Annotated in this window: 25 protein-coding genes; 23 read left to right on the top strand and 2 right to left on the bottom strand. The window is 65.7% G+C overall.

The genetic code is table 11. The features are described 5' to 3' along the window. Positions 1-92 precede the first annotated feature (92 nt). The 5 genes from folE to K2X73_RS06770 all read left to right on the top strand — a co-directional run bounded on the left by folE (position 93) and on the right by K2X73_RS06770 (position 3140). Complete coding sequence (folE, locus tag K2X73_RS06790) at positions 93-719, top strand: GTP cyclohydrolase I FolE (protein ID WP_294109408.1); 627 nt, start codon at positions 93-95, stop codon at positions 717-719. Beyond that, the gene (locus K2X73_RS06785) at positions 716-1471 is read left to right on the top strand and encodes an SDR family NAD(P)-dependent oxidoreductase (protein WP_294109407.1); all 756 of its coding nucleotides are present in this window, start codon (positions 716-718) and stop codon (positions 1469-1471) included. The genes folE and K2X73_RS06785 overlap by 4 nt, the downstream gene beginning before the upstream one ends. Further along, positions 1464-1817 carry a dihydroneopterin aldolase gene (locus K2X73_RS06780; protein ID WP_294109406.1) on the top strand — a complete coding sequence of 118 codons (354 nt, stop codon included), beginning with the start codon at positions 1464-1466 and terminating at the stop codon, positions 1815-1817. Before K2X73_RS06785 ends, K2X73_RS06780 begins: the two co-directional genes overlap by 8 nt. A 114-nt stretch (positions 1818-1931) precedes the next feature. Continuing rightward, positions 1932-2057 (top strand): hypothetical protein, encoded by a 126-nt coding sequence (locus K2X73_RS06775; protein WP_294109405.1) that lies wholly within the window; start codon positions 1932-1934, stop codon positions 2055-2057. A gap of 81 nt (positions 2058-2138) precedes the next feature. Continuing rightward, a complete protein-coding gene (locus K2X73_RS06770) occupies positions 2139-3140 on the top strand; it encodes an NADPH:quinone oxidoreductase family protein (protein ID WP_294109404.1) in 1002 nt (333 codons plus the stop codon). 13 nt (positions 3141-3153) lie between these two features. Here K2X73_RS06770 and K2X73_RS06765 read toward each other — a convergent pair whose 3' ends face one another. Continuing rightward, entirely contained in the window at positions 3154-3444 is a 291-nt protein-coding gene (locus K2X73_RS06765) for a hypothetical protein (RefSeq protein ID WP_294109403.1), read from the bottom strand. A 181-nt stretch (positions 3445-3625) separates the two neighbouring features. Between K2X73_RS06765 and K2X73_RS06760 the strand changes: the two genes are divergently transcribed. From K2X73_RS06760 to K2X73_RS06735, 6 genes are all read left to right on the top strand, one after another. Next, positions 3626-3946 (top strand): DUF1476 domain-containing protein, encoded by a 321-nt coding sequence (locus tag K2X73_RS06760; protein ID WP_294109401.1) that lies wholly within the window; start codon positions 3626-3628, stop codon positions 3944-3946. Beyond that, complete coding sequence (locus tag K2X73_RS06755) at positions 3946-4188, top strand: BolA family transcriptional regulator (protein ID WP_294109400.1); 243 nt, start codon at positions 3946-3948, stop codon at positions 4186-4188. The genes K2X73_RS06760 and K2X73_RS06755 overlap by 1 nt, the downstream gene beginning before the upstream one ends. Further along, complete coding sequence (grxD, locus tag K2X73_RS06750; protein ID WP_294109399.1) at positions 4185-4517, top strand: Grx4 family monothiol glutaredoxin; 333 nt, start codon at positions 4185-4187, stop codon at positions 4515-4517. The genes K2X73_RS06755 and grxD overlap by 4 nt, the downstream gene beginning before the upstream one ends. 23 nt (positions 4518-4540) lie before the next feature. Then, complete coding sequence (locus K2X73_RS06745) at positions 4541-5815, top strand: glycosyltransferase (RefSeq protein WP_294109398.1); 1275 nt, start codon at positions 4541-4543, stop codon at positions 5813-5815. A 461-nt stretch (positions 5816-6276) separates the two neighbouring features. Beyond that, a complete protein-coding gene (locus tag K2X73_RS06740) occupies positions 6277-6645 on the top strand; it encodes a BlaI/MecI/CopY family transcriptional regulator (protein ID WP_294109397.1) in 369 nt (122 codons plus the stop codon). After that, positions 6642-8291 carry a M56 family metallopeptidase gene (locus K2X73_RS06735; protein ID WP_294109396.1) on the top strand — a complete coding sequence of 550 codons (1650 nt, stop codon included), beginning with the start codon at positions 6642-6644 and terminating at the stop codon, positions 8289-8291. The genes K2X73_RS06740 and K2X73_RS06735 overlap by 4 nt, the downstream gene beginning before the upstream one ends. Before the next feature lie 39 nt (positions 8292-8330). Here the strand turns inward: K2X73_RS06735 and K2X73_RS06730 are convergent, their stop codons facing one another. Then, positions 8331-8828 carry a GNAT family N-acetyltransferase gene (locus K2X73_RS06730; protein WP_294109394.1) on the bottom strand — a complete coding sequence of 166 codons (498 nt, stop codon included), beginning with the start codon at positions 8826-8828 and terminating at the stop codon, positions 8331-8333. Positions 8829-9078: 250 nt separating this feature from the next. Between K2X73_RS06730 and ndhC the strand changes: the two genes are divergently transcribed. Genes ndhC through K2X73_RS06670 form a run of 12 tightly spaced genes read left to right on the top strand, consistent with a single transcriptional unit; the run spans position 9079 to position 18078 of the window. Next, complete coding sequence (gene ndhC, locus K2X73_RS06725) at positions 9079-9453, top strand: NADH-quinone oxidoreductase subunit A (RefSeq protein WP_294109393.1); 375 nt, start codon at positions 9079-9081, stop codon at positions 9451-9453. Beyond that, entirely contained in the window at positions 9444-9983 is a 540-nt protein-coding gene (locus K2X73_RS06720) for an NADH-quinone oxidoreductase subunit B (protein ID WP_294109392.1), read from the top strand. Before ndhC ends, K2X73_RS06720 begins: the two co-directional genes overlap by 10 nt. Further along, entirely contained in the window at positions 9980-10798 is an 819-nt protein-coding gene (locus K2X73_RS06715) for an NADH-quinone oxidoreductase subunit C (protein ID WP_294109391.1), read from the top strand. Before K2X73_RS06720 ends, K2X73_RS06715 begins: the two co-directional genes overlap by 4 nt. Before the next feature lie 5 nt (positions 10799-10803). Then, the gene (locus tag K2X73_RS06710) at positions 10804-12030 is read left to right on the top strand and encodes an NADH-quinone oxidoreductase subunit D (RefSeq protein ID WP_294109477.1); all 1227 of its coding nucleotides are present in this window, start codon (positions 10804-10806) and stop codon (positions 12028-12030) included. Then, a complete protein-coding gene (locus K2X73_RS06705) occupies positions 12027-12398 on the top strand; it encodes a cupin domain-containing protein (RefSeq protein WP_294109390.1) in 372 nt (123 codons plus the stop codon). The genes K2X73_RS06710 and K2X73_RS06705 overlap by 4 nt, the downstream gene beginning before the upstream one ends. Further along, positions 12398-13066, top strand: a complete 669-nt coding sequence (locus K2X73_RS06700) for an NAD(P)H-dependent oxidoreductase subunit E (protein WP_294109389.1) — start codon at positions 12398-12400, stop codon at positions 13064-13066. The genes K2X73_RS06705 and K2X73_RS06700 overlap by 1 nt, the downstream gene beginning before the upstream one ends. After that, positions 13063-13221 carry a hypothetical protein gene (locus K2X73_RS06695; protein WP_294109388.1) on the top strand — a complete coding sequence of 53 codons (159 nt, stop codon included), beginning with the start codon at positions 13063-13065 and terminating at the stop codon, positions 13219-13221. Before K2X73_RS06700 ends, K2X73_RS06695 begins: the two co-directional genes overlap by 4 nt. Positions 13222-13226: 5 nt before the next feature. Beyond that, complete coding sequence (nuoF, locus tag K2X73_RS06690) at positions 13227-14525, top strand: NADH-quinone oxidoreductase subunit NuoF (protein WP_294109387.1); 1299 nt, start codon at positions 13227-13229, stop codon at positions 14523-14525. After that, positions 14522-14659, top strand: coding sequence for a hypothetical protein (locus K2X73_RS06685; RefSeq protein ID WP_294109386.1), 138 nt, complete (start codon positions 14522-14524; stop codon positions 14657-14659). The genes nuoF and K2X73_RS06685 overlap by 4 nt, the downstream gene beginning before the upstream one ends. Continuing rightward, positions 14652-16655 (top strand): NADH-quinone oxidoreductase subunit NuoG, encoded by a 2004-nt coding sequence (nuoG, locus tag K2X73_RS06680; protein WP_294109385.1) that lies wholly within the window; start codon positions 14652-14654, stop codon positions 16653-16655. Before K2X73_RS06685 ends, nuoG begins: the two co-directional genes overlap by 8 nt. After that, positions 16652-17707 carry an NADH-quinone oxidoreductase subunit NuoH gene (gene nuoH, locus K2X73_RS06675; protein ID WP_294109384.1) on the top strand — a complete coding sequence of 352 codons (1056 nt, stop codon included), beginning with the start codon at positions 16652-16654 and terminating at the stop codon, positions 17705-17707. Before nuoG ends, nuoH begins: the two co-directional genes overlap by 4 nt. Then, positions 17704-18078, top strand: coding sequence for a hypothetical protein (locus tag K2X73_RS06670; protein ID WP_294109383.1), 375 nt, complete (start codon positions 17704-17706; stop codon positions 18076-18078). The genes nuoH and K2X73_RS06670 overlap by 4 nt, the downstream gene beginning before the upstream one ends. Position 18079: the final 1 nt, after the last annotated feature.

Genomic DNA, 18079 nt, shown 5'->3' with positions numbered 1-18079 from the left:
AATGAGACAGTTTTGAATTGGAACTGAAAAGCGCCGGCGATCGGTTGACGTAGCGTCGATCCCGAATCACGTGAATGGCGAGGAGGGAACGAATGAACGAACTCGATGACCATGGCGACGCGGGCGACCTGGTGGCGCCGCCCCGAAAAATCCCGGTGCCGCCGGAGGTTGAAGACGCCGTGCGGACCCTGATTCGCTGGGCTGGGGACGATCCGACGCGCGAGGGGCTGCGCGATACCCCGGCGCGGGTAGCGCGCGCGTGGAAGGAATATTGCCAGGGCTATGAGGACGATCCGGCGCGCCATCTTTCGCGAATTTTCGAGGAAGTGGGCGGCTATGACGAGATCGTACTGCTGAAGGACATCCCGTTCCAGTCGCACTGCGAGCACCACATGGCCCCCATCATCGGCAAGGCGCACATCGCCTATCTGCCGAGCAATTGGGTGGTCGGCATCTCGAAGCTCGCGCGCGTGCTCCACGGTTTCGCCCGCCGGCTGCAGGTGCAGGAACGGCTCACCGCCGAGGTCGCCAACTGCATCTGGGAAAACCTACGGCCGCAAGGCGTGGCGGTGGTGATCGAGGCGAGCCATGCCTGCATGACCGCGCGCGGCGTGCGCACCCCCGGCGTCGGCATGGTCACCAGCCGCATGATGGGAGTGTTCAAGGACGATGAGCGTAGCCGCAAGGAAGTGCTGTCGCTGATGGGTTATCGCGAGTGATCCGCACCGCGATCGTCACCGGCGGCGCGCGGCGGATCGGCGCGGCGATCGCGCGCCGGCTGGCGGCGGGCGGCTGGCGGGTGGTTGTCCATCACTGCCGATCCGACGTTGCCGCGCAGGGGCTGGCAGCGGTTTTGCCGGGCGCGGTCGCGCTCGAGCAGGACCTGGCGTTGCCCGGCGCCGCCGCCGCGCTGCTCGGCGCTGCCCGGGCGCGGCTTGGTGGGCCGATCGCGGCGATCGTCAACAACGCCTCGCTGTTCGAGTTCGACACCCCCGGCGCGATCGATCCGGCGCTGATCGAGGCGCACGTCGCGCTCAACCTGACCGCGCCCGCCCTGCTCGCCGAGGCGCTCGCCGCGCAGGACGATCTGGCGGAGGGCGCGGTCGTCAACCTGCTCGATCAGAAGATCGTCAACCTGAACCCCGACTTCTTCGCCTATAGCTGCACCAAGGTCGCGCTGGCGGGCGCGACCGTGATGCTCGATCAGGCGCTGGGGCCGCGGGTGCGGGTAAACGCGGTCGCGCCCGGGCTCACGCTGCCGAGCCTCGACCAAAGCGAGGCCGAATATCAAGCAGTTGCCCGCCGCAACCTGCTCGCGCGCCCGGTCCGCGCCGAGGCGGTGGCGGACGCGGTCGCCTATCTGCTCGAGGCGCGGGCGGTGCGTGGGCAGACCCTGTTCGTCGATTGCGGCCAGCGTTTCCTGCCGCGCCGCCGCGACGTGATGTTCGCGACGCGGGGCGCCGATGCCTGATTATCGCATCGCGCTCGAAAATCTCGAGCTGAATATGGGGCTTGGCATCCATGCCGAGGAGCGTGCCGCCCCGCAGCGGGTGGTCGTGAGCGTGTGGATGGACTGCCGCTACGCCGCCGCCCCGCCCGACGACATCGCGGCGGTGGTCGATTATGATTTCCTGCGCGCCGGCATCCGCGATCTGGTCGCCGCCCGCCATTTCGATCTACAGGAAACGCTGGTCGATGCGGTCGCCGCGCTCGCGCTGGCCGATCCCCGTGTGTGGCGCGTGCGGGTGCGCTCGGTGAAGCCCGCCATCTACCCCGACGCCCAGATCGGCTGCGAGATAGAGCGACAGCGCGGCTGATCGCGGCGGGCGGAACCCGGCGTGATCCCCGTTATTCTACCAACAGGGTTAATCGGGACTATCGCCACGTATTCCCGCGCCCTATACCCCTTTCCGGAATTGGGGGATTTCGCGATGAAACGAGCCTTGCTGTTGCTGGCTGCCGGCACTTTGCTGAGCGGCGCCTGCGCTTTCGCCGCGGGAGGCGCGCCGCGTGCCGCGACCGAAATCAGCGCGATCACGCCCGCGCCGGTCCGCTAGAGCGGCTGGACGAAGCACGCGCGACCCGGCAAGACGCTTCCCCGACGCCGCCCGTGCGGCGAATGCATAAAGGGGAGAGCGATGCGCGCCTTATTGTCCACCGCCCCGGGCGGTCCCGATACGCTGCAACTGGCCGAGCTGCCCGATCCGGTCGCCGGCCCCGGCCAGGTGATCGTGGCGGTGAAAGCTTGCGCGATCAACTATCCCGATGTGCTGATCATCGAGGACAAATATCAATTCCGCCCGCAGCGTCCCTTCGCTCCCGGCGGCGAGATTGCCGGCGTGATCGATAGCGTGGGCGAGGGCGTGACCGGCTGGCAACCGGGCGACCGCGTGCTCGCGACCGTGGGCCATGGCGGGCTGGTCGAAAAGCTCGCGGTACCCGCCGCCGCGCTTCACCGTCTGCCCGAGGGGCGCAGTTTCGAGGATGGGGCGGCCCTGCTCCTCACCTATGCGACGACGATCCACGCCCTGCTCGATCGCGGGCGGCTGCAGGCGGGGCAGACCTTGCTCGTGCTGGGGGCCGCGGGCGGCGTGGGACTCGCCGCGATCGAGCTGGGCAAGGCGTTCGGCGCGCGGGTGATTGCCGCGGTTTCGAGCGCGGCCAAGGCGAGCGCCGCCGCCGATGCCGGCGCCGACGCAACGCTGATCTACGGGCGCGCGCCGTTCGACAAGAACGCGAGCAAGGCGCTTTCCGAGCAGTTCAAGGCCGCCGTAGGCCAAGCCGGCGCGGACGTGATCTATGATCCGGTCGGCGGTGACTACGCCGAGCCCGCCCTGCGCGCGATTGCCTGGGAGGGGCGCTATCTGGTGGTGGGCTTCCCCGCCGGCATCCCGCGCTTGCCGCTCAATCTGACGCTGCTGAAAAGCTGTGACGTGTGCGGCGTGTTCTGGGGTGCCTTCGCCGCGCGCGATCCGCAGGCCAATGCCAAGCACGTCGCGACCCTGTTCGAACTATGGGCGGCGGGCAAGATCGCGCCCAAGGTGACGCAGGTGTTCGACTTCGCGGAGGGCGGCGCGGCGATCGCCAAGATGGCCGCGCGCGAGGCGATCGGGAAGCTGGTGGTTCGGGTCGCCGCTTGAGCGGCGGTGCCCTTCAGGCGAGCAGCTGGAACGCCGCCCCCGGCGCGGTCGGCACCGGCTGCACGCCGATCGCGCTATAGGTGCCCACCGCTTGCGTCGCGTGCTGGGCGGCGTGCTTCACCGCTTCGAGCCTGGCATGGTCGAGCGGCTTGCGGCTCGGGTCGCTCGCCGCGTTCTTGTTGTGCGGGCCAGAGGCGGGATGAGCGGGATCGATGTCGCGCTTCGCCATCGCGACATCGCCGCAGTTCCAGCATGCGAAGCCATTGACATTCACTGGGCTGGGATAGTTGAGCGACACCGCCACTTGCGCGTTCCTGGCTGATTATTCCGCGCAGCGTAGCCCAGCATGACTGAAAGAAGGCTTAAGCGAGCGGTTGCGCTACTTTCGGGGGCGGACTATCTGCGCTGGCATAATCCGGCCATAGATCGACGTTATCAGCGCGGGACTCCGGTGCCGCGTTGGGGCACAGCAACAGGGAATGCCGATGACGACATTCGACGATCGCGAACGCGCCTTCGAGGCAAAATATGCTCGCGATGAGGAAATCGCCTTCCGCGTCACCGCGCGGCGCAACAAGCTGGTGGCGCACTGGGCGGCGGAGCTGATGAAGCTGACGCCCGAGGAAACCGACGCTTATGCCAAAGCGGTCGTGCAGGCCGATTTCGAGGAAGCCGGCGACGAGGACGTGATCCGCAAGCTGCTCGGCGACCTGACCGCCGCCGGGGTGGAGATCGACGATGCCGCCGTGCGCCGCGCGCTCGCCGATCAGGCGGCCGAGGCGCGTCGCCAGCTGGAAGCGCGATAATGCCGATGTCCGCGTCCGAAATCGAGGCGCTGATCCGCGCCGCGATCCCCGATGCGCACATTGAAATCACCGATCTCGCCGGCGACGGCGATCACTATGCCGCGCGGGTGACGAGCGAAAGCTTTCGCGGCGTGCCGCGCGTGCGGCAACACCAGGCGGTTTACGCGGCACTGGGCGGGCGCATGGGCGGCCTGCTTCACGCGCTGCAACTCACCACCGCCGCTCCCGAGGACCAAGCATGACCGAAGATACCCAGGCACGCATCGGCCAGATCGTGCGCGACAATGATGTGCTGCTGTTCATGAAAGGCACGCCGCTGTTCCCGCAATGCGGTTTTTCCAGCCGCGCGGTCGCCATCCTCCAGCATCTGGGGGTCGAGTTCGGCTCGGTCGACGTGCTGCAGGATCAGGCGATCCGCCAGGGAATCAAGCAATATTCCGATTGGCCGACCATCCCGCAGCTCTATGTGAAGGGCGAATTCGTCGGCGGATCGGACATCATGATGGAAATGTTCGAAACCGGCGAACTGGCTCAATTGTTCGAGGCGAAAGGCGTCGTCAGCGCCAGCTGACGCGACCGGAATAGGGGGCATTGATGCTGCTGGAAACCGGGGCGCCGGGGCGCGGTATGGGGTCGCGCGCGCCGATGCTGATCTGCGATCTGACGCAGAGCTACACGCCAATCGCCGGCGGCGGTGTCGGCACCTATTTGCGGGCGAAGCGCGATTATGTGCTCGATCACACCCCGCACAGCCTGCTCCAGATCGTCCCCGGCCCGGAGGACAAGATCGAAACGCGCGGCCGCCACATCTGGTGCGAGGTCGGCGCCGATCCGGCACGCGGCAGCCCCAATTACCGCTTCATCCTGCGCACCAAGGTCGTGCGCGAATTGCTGGCGCGCTACCGCCCGGCGGTGGTCGAATCGCTGTGCCCCTGGGTGCTGCCCTGGACAGCGATCCATCATCGCCGCGCCTTTCCCGAAACCGCGCTGGTCGCGGGCTATTCGACCGACTTCCCCAACGCGCACGTCTATCGCGTCGCGAGCAACCTGTTCGGCGAGACGCTGGGCCGGGGCTTCCGCTGGCTGTCCTATGGCTATGCGGAGATCACCTACCGCGAGTTCGACTGGGTCTATACGCTGACCGAGGAGATCAAGGCGGTGCTCGCCGGGCGCAAGATCCATCGTACCTCGGTGCTGCCGCTCGGCGTGAACATCGACATGTTCGATCCCGCCCGTCGCGACCCTGGTTTCCGGGCCGAACTTGGCTTGCCGGGCGACGGCCCGTTGCTCGTTTACGCCGGTCGCCTAGACAACGAGAAGCGGGCGCGGGTGCTGGTGGAGATGATGAAACAGCTGCCGCCCGCGCTTGGCGCCGCGCTGATCCTGGTCGGCGATGGCAAGCTGCGCGCCGAACTCGAGGCGGAAGGCGCCGGGCTGCCGATCGCTTTCCCCGGTTTCATCAGCGATCGCGCGGCGCTCGCCCGCGCGCTCGCCTCTGCCGATATCTATGTGTCGGGCATGGCGGATGAGACCTTTGGCATATCAGTGGTAGAGGCGCAGGCGTCGGGCCTGCCGATCGTCGGCGTCGCGAGTGGGGCGATGATCGACCGCGTGCCCGCCGGGCTCGGTCTGCTCGGACCGGTCGACGATGCGGCGGCGATGGCGGCGAACGTCCAGCAAATCTGGGCGAGCGACCGTGCCGCGATTGCCCGCGCCGCCCGCGCTCATGCCCAACAGTTTCGCTGGGAGCGCACTTTCGAGCAACTGTTCGATGACATCTATCCGCGCGCGCTCGCTCACGCGGCATTGCGCGCCAAGACCGGCCGCCGCGCCGCCGACCGTGCGTTTGTCGAGGCGCTGGCGGGGTAGGGCTTCTGCCGGCGCGGATTGCGTCGGCGATTCAGCGCGGCCCGAAGGGGTCCCCGCCTACGCCGGGGACGACGTTCCGGAAAGTGGCTCGCGTTCCCGGTCACCCGTCATTCGCGCGAAAGCGGGAACGCATTTGGGCTGACCTCGCCAATCTTGCGGTCGGCTGAAAGTTTCGGGAGCCGGGTGGGCGGGTCGGCGCGAGACCGGGGGAGCGCTCGACCCGCCCTTTGAGCGGCGTGCCGCTTGGGGCGCATCAGACGATGCAGACGCCGTGCCAGTTGGTGAAAGGCACCGATTTCCTGCGCTTACGCTGGTTAACGATCCCTCGCGCCGCCGTGCGATTGTAAAATCCGCCGACAAACGCGGCGTTCATTCTCGCTGCTACCAAACGCACTTGCCCCCTCTTGACTACAAGCGTAAGCGATGAGATTACATCCGTAGTCAATAAACGGGTGCGACTCATGACTGAACGGATCAGCGACGCCGAATATGCCGTGATGGAGGCGCTGTGGGCGGAAAGCCCGCTCACCGCGCAGGAAGTCGCCGAGCGGGTCGGGCCGGCGCGCGATTGGAGCGCGAACACGGTGAAGACGCTGCTCGGCCGGCTGCTCGCCAAGCAGGCGATCGTGCATGAGGAGGATGGCCGCCGCTACCTCTACCGCCCGGCGGTGAAGCGCGAGGATTATGTCGACGGCGAATCGCGTCGGCTGATCGACCGGCTGTTCGGCGGTCGGCTGACGCCGCTGGTCGCCCACCTCGCCGAGCGCGACGCGCTGAGCCCCAAGGACATCGAAGAGATCGAGGCGCTGCTGAAAGGGCTGAAGCAATGATCGCCTGGGCTATCGAGGGGCTGATCGCCTCCACGCTGCTGATGATTCTGGTGCTCGTGCTGCGCGCGCCGGTGCGCCGGGCGTTCGGGGCGGAGGTCGCCTATGCGCTGTGGCTGTTGCCGGTCGCGCGGCTGGCGATGCCGCCGCTGCCGGGCGAGTGGCAGTTGTCGCGCCTGGTCGCGCCGCTGCTCCACCATGCCGAGCATCGCGCGATCGTGGTCGGCGTGCTGACGCCGGCGGAGCTTTCGGCCGAGGTAAGCGCGCGCGCGATCGAGGTAAGCCTCGGCGCGCCTGGGATTAAGGCCGCGATCGTACCGCCGACCCTGGTCGAACAAGGGGCAAATCTGCTGCCATTGCTCGCCGGGCTATGGGCGATCGGCGCGTTGGGCTTCATCATCTATCACCTGGCGAGTTACAGCCGCTTCTGCGCCCGCCTGCGCGCCGGTGCGGACGCGGTAATCGCGGGGCCGGTGCGGGTTCTGCAAAGCCGTGCCGCGACCGGGCCACTCGCCTTCGGCATCTGGCGCAAATATGTGGCTTTCCCGCTCGATTTCGCCGAGCGTTACGATGCCGAGGAGCAGGCGCTCGCGCTGGCGCACGAGCTGACTCACCACGCGCGCGGCGATCTGATCGCGAACTGGGTCGCGCTCGTCACGCTTGGCGTTCACTGGTTCAATCCCATCGCTTGGCGGGCCTTCCGCGCTTTCCGAGCGGATCAGGAGATGGCGTGCGACGCCCGCGTTCTGGCCGGACGCGATCAGGCGCTGCGCCACGCTTATGGGCGCGCGATCGTGAAATCGGCGCATGGCGGCGCGGTCTCTGCGGCGTGTCACCTCCATACCATCAACGAACTGAAAGGAAGGCTGAGGATGTTGGCGAAGGATCGTGTGTCGCGCGGGCGGCGCTGGGGAGGGTTGGCCGGCGTCTCGGCGTTGGCGCTGGTCGCGCTTGGGGTGACGGCCTCGGGCACGGCGGCAGCCGAGAAACTGCGTGAGCAGGTGCGGGTGACCACCGGCGTCGACCTCGCGCGGTTCGACGCGCCTCCCGCTCCGGAGGTGCCGCTTGCCCCTCAGGCACCGCGTGCGCCGGCGCCGGCGGGTGGCGTGCCGGTTCCGCCTTCGATCGTCGCGCCCGCGCCGGAGGCTCCCGAGGCTCCCGTTGGCGCAACCCCGCCCGCACCGCCCGCGCCACCCCGCGCAGAGCAGGCTAAGGAGCAGGTCTTCATTTGGCGCGACGGCGAGGGCGGTGTGGTTCGCTCGCATACGCGCGGCAAAGGCGAGCAGCGGTGGATTATCGAGCGCCGCTTCGCAGAGGCTCAGGTGCCTGAGGTGCGCGACCGTGATTGCGGCGATGGCGATCGACCGTTGGTAGAGCACCGGCAGGATGGCAAACGCACAACCATCATCGTTTGCCGCAACCGGGGGGAACGCTTCGCCAAGGAAGCGAGCGAGCGCGCCATGCGCGCCCGGGAACTCGCGATGAACACGCAAGACATCGAGCGGACCGCCCGCCGCACCGCGCTCGAAAGTGTCCGGCAGGCGCGTGCCTCGATCATCGCCAATTCCGGCTTGACCGAGGCGCAGCGCGCCGAGGCGCTGAAGGGAATCGACGAGGCGATCGCCGAATTGTCGAGCGGTCGCGACTGAGGTCAGGGACCTCGGTCGGGCTCCGGCCCGCCCGCTTTTTCAGTCGTCTTGGGTCAATTGCTTTTGCAGGAAAAGCAGGTCGCGCCAGCCGCCGCCCTTGCGGCCGATGCCGATCAATCGCCCCGCCTCGGTGAACCCCAGCCGCCGGTGGAGCCGCAGCGAGGCATCGGCCCCGGCGTCTACGCCAGCGACCATCACCCGCAACCCCTGCGCCCGTGCCCGCGCGATCAGCGCCTCCATCAGCGCAAGCCCGATCCCGCGTCCGCGTGCTGCGGCCGTGACATGGACGCTGTGCTCAACCGTGAAGCGATAGCCATCTCCCGTGCGGAACGGGCCGTAGCTCCCGAAGCCCAGTACATCACCTTCGCGTGCGACAAGTACCGGAAAGCCCGCCTCGATTCGTCCGCGACACCAGGCCATCCGTTCCTCGATCGTGGTCGGCGCATCGCGCCAGATCGCGTTGGTGCCCGCGATCACCGCATTGGTGATGGCGAGGATGGCGGGCAAATCCTCGGGCGCTGCATCGTCGATCCGCATCGGGAACGAGCTTAGCCGGCCTTCGCCCAAACAAAAAACCCCAAGGCGCGGCGAATTGCGATGGACGGAGCGTTGGCAGAATATTGCGTTGGGATGCGGTAAAAGAAGCGGGGCGTCGTACCGGCCAAGCGCTTGTTTTGCCGTGCTTCCCGGCCATATGTCAGGCCTAAGCGCAGCGCGGCCTTGCTCGCTCGCCGCCTGCGCCTTAGAAGCGCCGCAAATCCCACCTCCAGCGCATGGAACCAACGCCTTGGTCGACCTGTCGCAATATCTGCCGATCCTGCTTTTCCTGGCCGTCGCGCTGGTGCTGTCGGGCGCGTTCGTGTTCCTGCCGATGCTCGTTTCGCGCGTCACGGGCACGCACAACCCGACGCCTGAAAAGCTCGCCGAATATGAGTGCGGCTTCCCCGCCTTCGAGGACAGCCGCAGCCAGTTCGACGTGCGCTTCTACCTGATCGCCATCCTGTTCATCATTTTCGACCTGGAGGCCGCCTTCATCTACCCCTGGGCGGTATCGGTCTTCACGCTTGGCTGGACCGCGTGGTTCGCGATGATGATCTTCATCGCCGAACTCGCGCTGGGCCTGGCCTATGCCTGGAAGAAGGGAGCCCTGGATTGGGAGTAGAGCTTTCGCGCGTCCCCGCCGACGGGACGCTGCCCGACCAGTCTTTTTTCACCGGGCTCAATGACGAGCTGACCGACAAGGGGTTCGTCGTCACCAGCGCCGAGGAACTGTTCCAATGGGCGCGCACCGGCTCGCTCTGGTGGATGACCTTTGGCCTCGCGTGCTGCGCGGTGGAGATGATCCACGTCAACATGCCGCGCTACGATCTGGAGCGCTTCGGCGTCGCGCCGCGCGCGAGCCCGCGCCAGTCGGACGTGATGATCGTCGCGGGCACGCTCTGCAACAAGATGGCGCCGGCGCTGCGGCGGGTGTACGACCAGATGTCGGACCCGAAATATGTTATTTCAATGGGGTCGTGCGCCAATGGCGGCGGCTATTACCACTATAGCTACAGCGTCGTGCGCGGCTGCGACCGTATCGTGCCGGTCGACATCTACGTCCCGGGCTGCCCCCCGACCGCCGAGGCTTTGCTTTATGGCGTGATGCAGTTGCAGCGGAAAATCCGCCGGGTGGGGAGTCTGGACCGGTGAGGGCGCCTGCTCCCGCTTACACAAGCAACGAAGGCGTGATCGACACCGCGCGCGCCGCGCTCGGCGGTCTGCTGCTCGACGCGGTCGACGCGGTGGGTGAGGTATCGCTGAACATCGACCGGGAGCGGCTGGTCGAAGCGATGACGCTGCTGCGCGATACTCCCGGCCTGGAATATCAGCAGCTGATGGAGATCGCCGGCGCCGATTATCCGCAGCGCGAAGATCGGTTCGACGTCTGCTATCACCTGCTCTCGCTTACTCGGAACCACCGCCTGCGGGTGCGGGTGATGACCGACGAGGTAAAGCCTGTGCCTTCGGTAACCGGCATCTGGCCGGTCGCCGGCTGGCTCGAGCGCGAGGTGTATGACTTGTACGGCGTGCTGTTCACGGGCAACACCGATCTGCGCCGTATTTTGACCGATTACGGCTTTCGCGGCCATCCGCTCCGCAAGGACTTCCCGCTGACCGGCTATGTCGAGATGCGCTATTCGGAAGAAGCCAAGCGCGTCGTGTATGAGCCGGTGAAGCTCGCCCAGGATTTCCGCACCTTCGACTTCACGTCGCCCTGGGAAGGCGCCGAATATGTGCTGCCGGGCGATGAAAAGGCCAAGCTGCCCGAGGCCAAGGGGGCACCGACCCCGCTAAAGGCAGATGAAGTCACCAAGGCCGACGCCGCGCAGACGCCCAAGGACGCGCCGACCGAGGTGAAGACCACCGAAAGCACCGCCCAGAGCGGCGCGGGCAAGCCGCATCCCCATGCCGGCCCCACGCCCGTCAATCCCGATGTCGTTCCGTCCAAGGGGCAGAACCAGTGACCGATTTGCGCGAACACCAGCTGCGGCACAATGTCGAGATCGACCCCGAAACGGGCGAGGTCGCGATCCAGAATTACACGATCAATTTCGGCCCTCAGCACCCGGCGGCGCACGGCGTGCTGCGGCTGGTGATGGAGCTGGACGGCGAGATCGTCGAGCGGCTCGATCCGCATGTCGGCCTGCTTCATCGCGGCACCGAAAAGCTGATCGAGTACAAGACCTATCTTCAGGCTTTGCCCTATTTCGATCGCCTCGATTATTGCTCGCCGCTCTGCATGGAGCATAGCTATGTGCTCGCGGTCGAGAAGCTGCTCGATCTGGAAGTGCCGGCGCGCGCGCAGTATTTGCGGGTGCTGTTCGCCGAGCTGACGCGGATCAGCAACCACATGCTGAACCTGGGCAGCCATGTGATGGACGTCGGCGCGATGACGCCGAACCTGTGGCTGTTCGAGCTGCGCGAGGACTGCCTTAACTTCTTCGAGCGGATTTCGGGCGCGCGGATGCACTCGGCCTGGTTCCGCCCGGGCGGCGTGCATCAGGATGTGCCGCTCAAGGTGCTGAGCGACATTGGTGACTGGCTCGACACGCGCCTGCCCAAGCTGTTCGAGGACGCGATCAGCCTGGTCGCCGACAACCGCATCTTCAAGCAGCGCAATGTCGATATCGCGGTGGTGAGCCGCGAGGATGCGATCAAATGGGGCTTTTCGGGGCCGATGATCCGCGGCGCGGGCATCCCCTGGGATTTGCGCAAGTCGCAGCCCTATGACGCTTATGCCGCGATGGAGTTCGACGTGCCGGTGGGCACGCGCGGCGATTGCTATGATCGCTTCATGGTCCGCGTCGAGGAGGTCCGCCAGTCGGCGCGGATCATCAAGCAGTGCCTCGCGAACCTGCCCGAGGGGCCGGTCGCCAGCCTCGATCGCAAGGTGGTGCCGCCCAAGCGTGGCGAGATGAAGCAGTCGATGGAAGCGCTGATCCATCACTTCAAGCTCTATACCGAGGGCTTCCACGTCCCCGCCGGCGAAGTCTATGTCGCGACCGAAAGCCCCAAGGGCGAGTTCGGCGTGTACCTGGTGAGCGATGGATCGAATAAGCCCTATCGCTGCAAGATTAGGCCGACGGCTTTCTCGCACTTGCAGGCGATGGATTTCATGTCGCGTGGGCATATGCTGGCGGACACGACGGCTATTCTGGGCGCGCTCGACATCGTGTTCGGGGAGTGTGACCGGTGACTGCAACGCCGGGAATCGTCGCGCTCTCTGAAAAGCTCGCGCAGTTCCACGATCACTGGAACCCGCGCATCGTCGCGCATTACAATGGCAACGAAGTCCGCTTGGCCAAGGTACAGGGCGATTTCACCTGGCACGCCCATGCCGAAACCGATGAACTGTTCCTGGTCGTCTCGGGCGAGCTTGGCATCGAATTTCGCGACGGGGTCCGCCGGCTCACGCCCGGCGAGCTGATCGTCGTCCCCAAGGGCACCGAGCACAGGCCCTTCGCCGAAGGCGAGTGTCACATCCTGATCATGGACCGCGAGGGCGAGCCCAATACCGGCGTCAATCCCAGCGAGCTGACGCGCGAGTCACTGGAAACGATTTGATGGCTGACACTCCCCACATCCCCGACGAAGCCGAAGTCCGCGCGCGCTGGGGCGATTTCGCCTGGACGCCCGAAAATGCCGAGAAGGCGCGCGCCATTCTCGCGCGCTATCCAGCGGGGCGCCAGCAATCGGCGAGCCTGCCGTTTCTCGATCTCGCCCAGCGCCAGGTCGGCGCGGAGACTCAAACCCAGGGCTGGCTGCCTGTGCCGGTGATCGAGTTCGTCGCGCGCGAGCTAGGGCTGCCCTATATCCGCGTGTTCGAGGTCGCGACCTTCTACACCATGTTCAATCTGGCGCCGGTTGGCCGCTATCACGTGCAGGTCTGCGGCACGACGCCGTGCATGCTCGCCGGCTCGGACGAGGTGATGAAGGCGTGCAAGAATCACGGCCTCGCCAAGGGCAAGACCACGCCCGACGGGCTGTTTACCCTCACCGAGGTCGAGTGCCTGGGGGCGTGCGCCAACGCGCCGATGGTGCAGATCAACGACGACAATTACGAAGACCTGGACTATGATCGCACCACCGCGATCCTGCAGGCGCTGGCGCGCGGCGAGACGCCGCCGGCGGGCTCGCAAATCGGGCGGCGGGCGAGCTGCCCCGAGGGCGGGCCGACCTCGCTGCAGGCAATGGTCGGTGAGAACCACGATTACCGGGGAGAATGGGCGTGAACATCATCATCGCCATCGGCGTCGCGTTGCTCGCGATCTTCGTGCTCGTCGCGCTGCTGAAGCTCGCTTTCAACCTCATCATCCTCGCGGTCGCGATCGGGCTGGCGGTCGCCGCCTATCTGCTGATCGAGCGGGCCGTGGGGCGGGGGCGTTAACGGCCATGCTGGCGGACAAGGATCGTATCTTCACCAACGTCTACGGCTTCCAGCCCTGGACGATCGACGCGGCGATGAAGCGCGGCGATTGGGACAACACCAAAGCGCTGCTCGAAATCGGGCAGGACGCGATCATCGACCGGATCAAGGCGAGCGGCCTGCGCGGGCGCGGCGGGGCGGGGTTCCCGACCGGCACCAAATGGAGCTTCATGCCGAAGACCCCGCGCGAAGATCGGCCCAACTTTCTCGTCATCAACGCCGACGAGTCCGAGCCTGGCAGTTGCAAGGACCGCGAGATCATCCGCCACGATCCGCACAAGCTGATCGAGGGCGCGCTGGTCGCGGGCTTCGCGATGCGCGCGCGGGCGGCCTATATCTATATTCGCGGCGAATATATTCGCGAGGCGGAAACGCTCTATGCCGCGGTGGCGGAAGCCTATGCCAAGGGCTTCCTTGGCAAGAATGCCTGTGGCTCCGGCTATGATTTCGATGTGTTCGTTCATCGCGGCGCGGGTGCCTATATCTGCGGCGAAGAAACCGCGATGCTCGAAAGCCTGGAGGGCAAGAAGGGCCAGCCCCGGCTGAAGCCGCCCTTCCCGGCGGGGGCGGGGCTCTATGGCTGCCCGACGACCGTGAACAATGTCGAATCGATCGCGGTCGCGCCAACCATCCTGCGGCGCGGGCCGGAATGGTTCGCGAGCTTTGGCGCGGAAAATAACAAGGGCACCAAGCTGTTCCAGATCAGCGGCCATGTGAACAAGCCGTGCGTGGTCGAGGAGGCGATGAGCATTCCCTTCCGCGAGCTGATCGAAAAGCATTGCGGCGGCATTCGCGGCGGGTGGGACAATCTGCTCGCGGTGATCCCGGGCGGCTCATCGGTGCCATTGGTGCCCGCCGAGCAGATCATCGACTGCCCGATGGATTTCGACGGGTTGAAGAAGCTCGGCTCGGGTCTCGGCACCGCCGCCGTGATCGTGATGGACAAGTCGACCGATATCGTCCGAGCGATCAGCCGCTTGAGCTATTTCTACAAGCATGAAAGCTGCGGCCAATGCACCCCGTGCCGCGAGGGCACCGGCTGGATGTGGCGGGTGATGGAGCGGCTGCGCACCGGCGATGCCGAGGTGAGCGAGATCGACACACTCTATCAGGTGACCAAGCAGGTTGAAGGCCACACCATCTGCGCGCTGGGCGATGCGGCCGCCTGGCCGATCCAGGGCCTTTTGCGCCACTTCCGCCCCGAGGTGGAACGGCGGATCGCCGAACGTAAGGGCGTGGCGCCGATGGCGGAGGCGGCGGAGTGACCTTCGGTGCTGGTGTTATCTGGGTAGGTTTTCTGCTGCCGATTGTCGGCACGCTTGCGATGATCTTGCTTCAGGTCGCGCTTTTGCGGCGCATTGAGGCAGTCTTGAACGAAAAGAGGCAGAAAAATGCCTAAGCTCAAAGTCGATGGGATCGAAGTCGAGGTCCCCGCCGGCGCCACGGTAATGCAGGCGTGCGAGGCGGCAGGTAAGGAAATTCCTCGCTTCTGCTATCACGAACGCCTGTCGATTGCCGGCAATTGCCGCATGTGCCTCGTCGAGGTGAAGCCGGGGCCGCCCAAGCCGCAGGCTTCGTGCGCGCTGCCGGCGGCCGACAATCAGGAAATCTTCACCAACACGCCGATGGTGAAGAACGCGCGCGAAGGGGTGATGGAGTTCCTGCTCATCAACCACCCGCTCGATTGTCCAATCTGCGACCAGGGCGGCGAGTGCGATCTGCAGGATCAGTCGGTCGCCTATGGCCGGGGCGCCAGCCGCTACACCGAGAACAAGCGCGCGGTGACCGAGAAATATATGGGTCCCATCGTGAAAACGGTGATGACCCGCTGCATCCAATGCACCCGCTGCGTCCGCTTCGCCGAGGAAGTCGCGGGTGTCGAGGAAATCGGCGCGATCTATCGCGGCGAGAATATGCAGATCACCAGCTACCTGGAGCACGCCGTAACCAGCGAGCTTTCGGGCAATATTGTCGATCTGTGCCCGGTGGGTGCGCTCACCTCGAAACCCTATGCCTTCGAGGCTCGGCCTTGGGAGCTGAAAAAGACGCTGACGATCGACGTGATGGACGCGGTCGGCACCAATATCCGGCTCGACAGCCGGGGCCGTCAGGTGTTGCGCTGCCTGCCCGTCATCAACGACGACGTGAACGAGGAATGGGCGACCGACAAGACGCGCCACGCCGTGGACGGGCTGGTGCGCAAGCGGCTCGACCGGCCGTTCGTGCGGAAGGACGGCAAGCTCCAGCCGGCCAGCTGGGACGAGGCGTTTGACGCGATCGCGGCGGTCGAGGCGGGCGGCTCGGTCGCCGCGGTGGCGGGCGATCTGGTCGATTGCGAGACGATGTTCGCGGCCAAGGCGCTGCTGAAGGCGCTCGGCTCGTCGCTGCTGGAAGGGCGACAGACCGGGCTGGATTATGATGCCAGCTCGATCAGCGCGCTCAATTTCAATACCACGATCGCGGGCACGGAAGAGGCCGACGCGATCCTGCTGGTCGGCACCAATTTGCGCTGGGAAGCGCCGCTGGTGAACACGCGCGTGCGCAAGGCGATCAAGCGCGGCGCGAAGGTGTTCGCGATCGGCCCCGAGGTCGATCTCACCTATAAGGTCCAGTGGCTGGGCAATGATCTCGCCGTGTTGGCGAGCCTGCCCGACGCGGTGACCGAGGCGTTCGGCAAGGCCGAACGGCCGATGGTGATCGTCGGTGGCGCGGCGCTGAAGGCCGGATTGGGTGCGGCGCTCGCCTTCGCGCAGCGCTTCAATCTGGTGCGTGAGGGCTGGAACGGGTTCAACACGGTGCATATGGTGGCGGCGCGGATGGGCGGCCTGATGCTCGGCTACGCGCAAGCGGGTGGGATCGCTGATATCGTCGCGGCGGCACCGAAGCTGGTGTTCTTCCTCGGCGCCGATGAGGTCGATTTCAGCAGGTTCGCGGGCAGCGTGAAGGTCTATGTCGGCCATCATGGCGACAAGGGCGCGGCGGCCGCCGACATCATTCTGCCGGCCGCGAGCTATGCCGAGAAATCGGGCACCTGGGTCAATCTGGAAGGGCGCGTGCAGCGCGGCGAGCGGGCGGTGTTTGCCCCCGGCGACGCGCGCGAGGATTGGACGATCTTCCGGGCGCTTTCCCAGCGGCTCGGCCACACGCTGCCGTTCGACACGCTCGACGAAGTGCGGGCGCAGATGACGGCGGACGTGCCGGCGCTGGGCGAGCTTGGCCTCGCGCGGTTCGAGTGGAACCCGCCCGCGCTGCCCGCCGAGGCGAGCGGGGTGATCGAGCGCTACCCGATCGCCGATTTTTACCTCACCAACGCCATTTGCCGCGCTAGCCCGACGATGCAGCGCTGTTCGGCCGAGCTGATCCACGGCGAAGATTTTGCGGAGGCGGCGGAGTGACGCGCTGGACGGAAGCTTATCTCGGCTATGGCTGGTCGTGGTTCCTGTGGACCCTGATCGACATTCTCGTCATCGCCTTCCCGGTGATGCTCGCGGTCGCGATGATCATTTATGCCGACCGCAAGATCTGGGCGGCGATCGCGCTGCGCAAGGGCCCGAACGTCGTCGGCCCGTTCGGGTTGCTCCAGTCCTTCGCGGACGGGATCAAGGTGTTCCTCCAGGAAACGATCATCCCGGCGAGCGCCAACAAGGGCCTGTTCCTGATGGCGCCGATCATCACCTTTACGGTCGCGCTGATCGTGTGGGCGGTGATCCCGTTCGCGCCAGGGGTGGTGCTGGCGAACATCAACGTCGGACTGCTCTATGTGCTCGCCGCCTCGTCGCTGGGGGTGTACGGCATCATCATCGCCGGCTGGTCGAGCAATTCGAAATACCCGTTCTACAGCGCCTTGCGGGCATCGGCGCAGATGGTGTCGTACGAAGTCGCGATCGGCTTCGTGCTGATTTCGGTGGTGCTGTGGGCGGGGAGCTTCAACCTTTCGACCATCGTCGACAAACAGCAGGGGCATATTTTCGGGCTGCTCAACGGCTTCGGCTTTAACCCGCTGCTCTTCCCGATGGCGGTGGTGTTCTTCATCAGCTCGATGGCCGAGACCGCGCGCGCCCCGTTCGACCTGACCGAGGCGGAGAGCGAACTCGTCGCCGGCTTCCAGACCGAATATTCGTCGATGAGCTTCGCGCTGTTCTGGCTCGGCGAGTACGCCAACGTCATCCTGATGTGCGCGCTCAACGCCATCCTGTTCTGGGGCGGCTGGCTGCCGCCGCTCAACCTGCCCTTCCTCGATCTGCCCTGGGGGCTCAACATCCTTTGGCTGTTCGCCAAGATCTGGGTGTTCTTCTTCCTGTTCAGCTGGGTGAAGGCGACGGTGCCGCGCTACCGCTATGACCAGCTGATGCGGCTGGGATGGAAAGTCTTCCTACCGCTGAGCCTCGTCTTCCTGTTCCTTGTCTCGGGCTATCTGATGCTCGTGCGTGTGGGAGTGCCCGCATGATTGGGACCTTGCTTGCGGCGAGCGCCAACTCGTTCATGACCCTCATCTGCACCCCGGCTGATCCGGGACGAGCCCGGCTGCCATATGTCATTAGTTTTGAGTATAGCCGTGATCGCCTGCGTGACGTTGTTGTCATCTGGCCCAATGGAAGCCAGAGCAAGCGCCGCTGGGCAGGTCGATTTCACGGTCAAAAGATTGAGCTGGGTTCGAGGAATCGATCTTTAGAGGAAAGAATCACTCTGAATCTGGACGAAACGCATTCCGACGAAGCGACGATGGTAAACGAATATTGGGTTTCTGGCGGCCATATACCTATGAGTGGAGACGACACGGCGACATGTTCAGTCCGCACCGGCCGCGTTGGGGAATGAA

The organism is Sphingomonas sp., from assembly GCF_019746665.1.
Taxonomy (GTDB): domain Bacteria; phylum Pseudomonadota; class Alphaproteobacteria; order Sphingomonadales; family Sphingomonadaceae; genus Sphingomonas.
This window is presented reverse-complemented; position numbering and strand designations above follow the sequence as displayed.

What these genes read in the sequence shown, in the direction of transcription:
- nuoG (WP_294109385.1), top strand. Translation starts at nt 14,652, where the DNA reads ATGCCTAAGCTCAAAGTCGATGGGATCGAAGTCGAGGTCCCCGCCGGC.
- grxD (WP_294109399.1), top strand. Translation starts at nt 4,185, where the DNA reads ATGACCGAAGATACCCAGGCACGCATCGGCCAGATCGTGCGCGACAAT.
- folE (WP_294109408.1), top strand. Translation starts at nt 93, where the DNA reads ATGAACGAACTCGATGACCATGGCGACGCGGGCGACCTGGTGGCGCCG.
- K2X73_RS06770 (WP_294109404.1), top strand. Translation starts at nt 2,139, where the DNA reads ATGCGCGCCTTATTGTCCACCGCCCCGGGCGGTCCCGATACGCTGCAA.
- K2X73_RS06755 (WP_294109400.1), top strand. Translation starts at nt 3,946, where the DNA reads ATGCCGATGTCCGCGTCCGAAATCGAGGCGCTGATCCGCGCCGCGATC.
- K2X73_RS06670 (WP_294109383.1), top strand. Translation starts at nt 17,704, where the DNA reads ATGATTGGGACCTTGCTTGCGGCGAGCGCCAACTCGTTCATGACCCTC.
- K2X73_RS06700 (WP_294109389.1), top strand. Translation starts at nt 12,398, where the DNA reads ATGGCTGACACTCCCCACATCCCCGACGAAGCCGAAGTCCGCGCGCGC.
- K2X73_RS06735 (WP_294109396.1), top strand. Translation starts at nt 6,642, where the DNA reads ATGATCGCCTGGGCTATCGAGGGGCTGATCGCCTCCACGCTGCTGATG.
- K2X73_RS06775 (WP_294109405.1), top strand. Translation starts at nt 1,932, where the DNA reads ATGAAACGAGCCTTGCTGTTGCTGGCTGCCGGCACTTTGCTGAGCGGC.
- K2X73_RS06740 (WP_294109397.1), top strand. Translation starts at nt 6,277, where the DNA reads ATGACTGAACGGATCAGCGACGCCGAATATGCCGTGATGGAGGCGCTG.
- K2X73_RS06730 (WP_294109394.1), bottom strand. Translation starts at nt 8,828, where the DNA reads ATGCGGATCGACGATGCAGCGCCCGAGGATTTGCCCGCCATCCTCGCC.
- nuoF (WP_294109387.1), top strand. Translation starts at nt 13,227, where the DNA reads ATGCTGGCGGACAAGGATCGTATCTTCACCAACGTCTACGGCTTCCAG.
- K2X73_RS06745 (WP_294109398.1), top strand. Translation starts at nt 4,541, where the DNA reads ATGCTGCTGGAAACCGGGGCGCCGGGGCGCGGTATGGGGTCGCGCGCG.
- K2X73_RS06780 (WP_294109406.1), top strand. Translation starts at nt 1,464, where the DNA reads ATGCCTGATTATCGCATCGCGCTCGAAAATCTCGAGCTGAATATGGGG.
- K2X73_RS06760 (WP_294109401.1), top strand. Translation starts at nt 3,626, where the DNA reads ATGACGACATTCGACGATCGCGAACGCGCCTTCGAGGCAAAATATGCT.